This is a genomic window from Longimicrobium sp., assembly GCF_036280135.1.
Lineage (GTDB): Bacteria > Gemmatimonadota > Gemmatimonadetes > Longimicrobiales > Longimicrobiaceae > Longimicrobium.
Genome location: NZ_DASURI010001017.1, coordinates 1 through 3851, shown reverse-complemented (window position 1 = coordinate 3851; position 3851 = coordinate 1). Strand labels below are relative to the sequence as shown.

The window sequence follows — 3851 nt, the reverse complement described above, 5'->3', positions numbered from 1 at the left end:
CCGCCCCCCGGCGCGCGGACGACGGGGCCACGTGGCTGGACGTGCAAAAGACACTGGGCCCGGTGTCGCTGGCCCGCATCGGGTTCCGGTACGGGGACGGGCGCATCGCCGTGCTCCTGGATGCGGGAATCTCCATAGCCGGCTTCAGCTTTTCGCTCATGGGGCTGCAGGTGTCGTCCGCCCTCAAGCCGCCGCTGGACGTGGCGCTGGGGCTGGACGGGCTGGGGCTGCAGGTGGACCGCGATCCGCTGCTCATCTCCGGCGCCTTTCTGCGCGCCAACGACCCGTCCGCGGACTGGAAGTACGCGGGGCAGGTGAACGTCCGCTTCCGCGACTTTGGCCTGGCCGCGGTGGGCGCCTACGCCAGCAGAAAGGGACAGGCGTCGCTCTTTGTGTTCGGCTCCATGGACACGCCCCTGGGCGGGCCGCCCGCGTTCTACGTGACGGGGCTCTCCGCCGGGCTGGGCTTCAACTCGCGGGTGCGCATCCCCGGCCCGGACGAGGTGCAGGACTTTCCCTTCGTGGCCGGGCTTGCCGCCGCGCCGGCGGCGGACCCGAAGGCCCCGCCGTCCGGACACGGCGAGGCTCCGGCTTCCGCTTCGACGCAGGCTTCGGCTTCGGCTTCGGCTTCGGCTTCGGCTTCGGCTTCGGCTTCGGCTTCGGCTTCGACATCGACATCGGCATCGTCTCCGGATTCGGCGTCGACGCCGGCCCCGGCCTCGGACCCGCTGGCGGTGCTGGAGCGGCTGCAGGGCACGGGCGGCGGGCGCGTCCCGTGGGTCACGGACGAGCCCGGGCAGGTGTGGATCGCGGCCGGCGTGCAGTTCACCTCGTTCGGCATGGTGAACACGCGGGCGCTGCTGCTGGCCAACCTGGGCGAGCGCGACCTTTCCTTTGCCCTGCTGGGGCTCTCGGAGGCGCGGCTCCCGCCCAGCGGGGGAAGGCTGTTTGCCCGCGTGGGCCTGCAGCTGGCGGCGGTGGTCAAGCCCCGGGAGGGATTCCTGGGCGTGACGGCCCTGCTCACCCGCGGCTCCTGGCTGCTGGACCCCGCGTGCCGGCTCACGGGCGGCTTTGCCTTCTCCCTGTGGTTCGGCGGGATCCACGAGGGCGACTTCGTGCTCACGGTGGGCGGATACCACCCGGCGTTCAACGTCCCCGCGCACTATCCCCGGGTGGAGCGGCTGGGCTTCAACTGGCCCGTGTCGGAGTCCGTGACCCTCAAGGGGGGGACGTACTTCGCCGTCACGCCGTCGTGCGTGATGGTGGGCGTGGCGCTGGAGGCCACGTACAGCGCGGGCGACCTCAAGGCGTGGTTCCGCGCCTCGGCGGACTTCCTGGCGCAGTGGCACCCGTTCCACTTCGAGGCCCGCGTGGCCGTGACGGTGGGCGCGTCGTACCGGATGTCGCTGCTGTTCACCACGGTGACGCTCACGGTGGAGATCGGCGCGGAGCTGCGGCTCTGGGGGCCCCCCATGGGAGGCACCGTGCACGTGGACTGGACCGTCATCTCCTTCACCATCCCCTTTGGCGACCCGCCCGATCCCCGGCCGTCCACGCTGAGCTGGGCGCAGTTCAGCGAGCTGCTGCCGCCCCGCGAAGCGTGGCTCACCCTCAACCTGGAGGGCGTGCGGGCCGGCGACGGCGAAGCGAGCGTCGCCCGCCCGGACGACCTGTCGTTCACCGCCCGCGCGGCCATCCCCGCCACGCGGCTCTCCGTGGGAAGCATCCACCGGGAGATGGACACGCTTTCCATCCGCCCCATGGGCCGCCGCGGCGTGTCCTCCCCCCTGACGGTGACGGTCACGCGGGACGGCGACGTGGTGGACCTGGCGCGGGACGGGTGGACGGTGGAGACGCTGACGCAGAACCAGCCCGAGGCCCTCTGGGGCGCCCCGCTGGACGGGACCCGCCCCCCGCCGCCCGCCGCGGGCCTCCTGCCGGCCCGGCTGGCGGGGGTGCGGGTCCGCGCGCCGCGCGCGGCGGCGGGGTCCACGCCCGGTGCCATCGACGTGGAGAACAGCCTGGGCCATGACCCGGTGGCCTCCCGGACCCGTCTGCCCCTGGACCCGGACCGCCAGGGGGGCGCGCCCGCCCCCTTCGCGGACCCGGGCACCATCGCCGGCATTGCCGCGGCGGACTCCGACGCCGCGCGCGCCGCCCGCGCCACCACCTTTGCCGCGCTCGCCGCCCTGGGCGCCGCGCCGGCCGCCGCGGGCGGGCTGGCGGGGGTGGCGCGCGACGCGGCCCTGCTGTTCGCCGACGCGCCCCTGCGCGCGGCCTGACCGTTCCCCACGACCCCGAGAGCCGCCATGGGCGCCGCCCCCGAGACCACGCCGCTCCCCCCGGGAGGGATGCAGATCTACGACAGCTTTGTCCCTCCGCTCACGGACGGGACGTACCAGGTGACGGTGGAGCAGACGGTGGACGCCGCCCCGCCCGGCGCCGTGCCGGTGCGGACGGAGTCGTTCGCCGTGCGCGGCACGCGCTGGACGCTGAACCCGGCGGAGGTGCACGCGCACTACCCGCCCCCGCACGCCAGCGGACCGTTCGCCGGCACCCTGGCCAACCTGGTGCTGACGCAGCGCGCGCTGCCGTGGGAGCGGCGGCTGCGCGGCGCCCCGGGCGGGTCGCCGTGGATGGCGCTGCTGGTGCTGGAGCCCGCCGAGCTGCGGGGCGAGCCGGGCCCCGCGGGGGTGTACGCGCGCACGGGCACCGTGGCGCAGCTGCTGGAGGACGGCCCCACCGTACGCGCCCCGGCCGTCCCGGGAACCACGGACGCGGAGCGGGCCCTGCCCTGCCGCTGGATCGAGGTGACCCCCGGCGCGTTCCGGGCGGCCCTGCCGCGCCTGGACGAGCTGCGCTGGCTGGCCCACTGCCGCCGGGTGAGCATGGACGACAAGCCGGCGCTGGCCCTGGCCGACGAGGGGTGGTTCGCCGTGGCCCTGGCCGGGCGCCTTCCCGCCGCGCCCCCGGCCGGGGCACGGTCCGCCCCCGCCCTCGTCCACCTCGTGTCGCTGGAGGGGATCGAGGCGCTGCTGCGGGAGGACGCCGTGCTGCCCCGCGGGGCCGACGGGACGGAGAAGGCGGTGCGGATGGTGTCGCTCTTTTCCTGGAGCTTCGAGACCGTCCGGGCGCCCGGACCCTCGTTCCAGGCGCTGGCCCGCGGCGTGGCCGGCCCGGGCGAGGGGGACCCGGGGGCGCTGATGCTGCGCCGGGCCGTCCCCGCCCCGCCGCCGGGCGACACCCGACCCGCCGCCGCCCGCGCCGCCGAGGCCCGCCTGCGGGACGGGTACGCGGCCCTGGAGTACCACGCCCGCACCGGGGACCGCGCCTTTGCCTGGTACCGCGGCCCCCTTGCCCCCCTGGTGCCCGCGCGGCTGGAGCGCGACGCACCCTTCGGCAGCGCCGCGGCCGCCACGGTGTGGGACCCGGCCACCGCCACCTTTGACCACTCGCTTTCGGCGGCGTGGAGCCTGGGGCGGGCCCTGGCCCTGGCCGACGCGGACTTCACCGCGCGCATGCTCTCCCTGCACCGCCGCGCCCACGCCCTGACGGACCGGCTGCTGGCCCGCCTGCAGTCCGGCGCCGCCCCCGCCACCGTCGCCGCGCTGCTGGAGCCCCCGCCGGCCGGGGACCGCGTGGCGCGCGCGCTGGCCCCGGGCCCCGCCGGGGGATCGGGCGGCCCCCCGCCGAAGACGGACGGGGCGCCGGTCCCGGTCCCGGTTCCAGCTCCGTCTCCGGCCCCGGCGCATCCGTCTCCCGTGGCCGCGGCGGACCGGCCCACCCCCGCGCGGGCGCTGCGGGAGCTCCTGTCCCATGCGGACGTGCGCCAAGCCCTCCGTGAGCGCGCG

At 76.5% G+C, this 3851-nt stretch carries 1 protein-coding gene and 1 pseudogene; both read left to right on the top strand.

Annotated features, from left to right (window positions below):
• On the top strand, window positions 1-2282 hold a 2282-nt coding region (locus VFZ20_RS32670), incomplete at its 5' end, for a DUF6603 domain-containing protein (protein ID WP_329688175.1).
• 27 nt (window positions 2283-2309) lie between these two features.
• Window positions 2310-3851: pseudogene (locus VFZ20_RS32665) on the top strand (hypothetical protein); the annotation flags it as partial.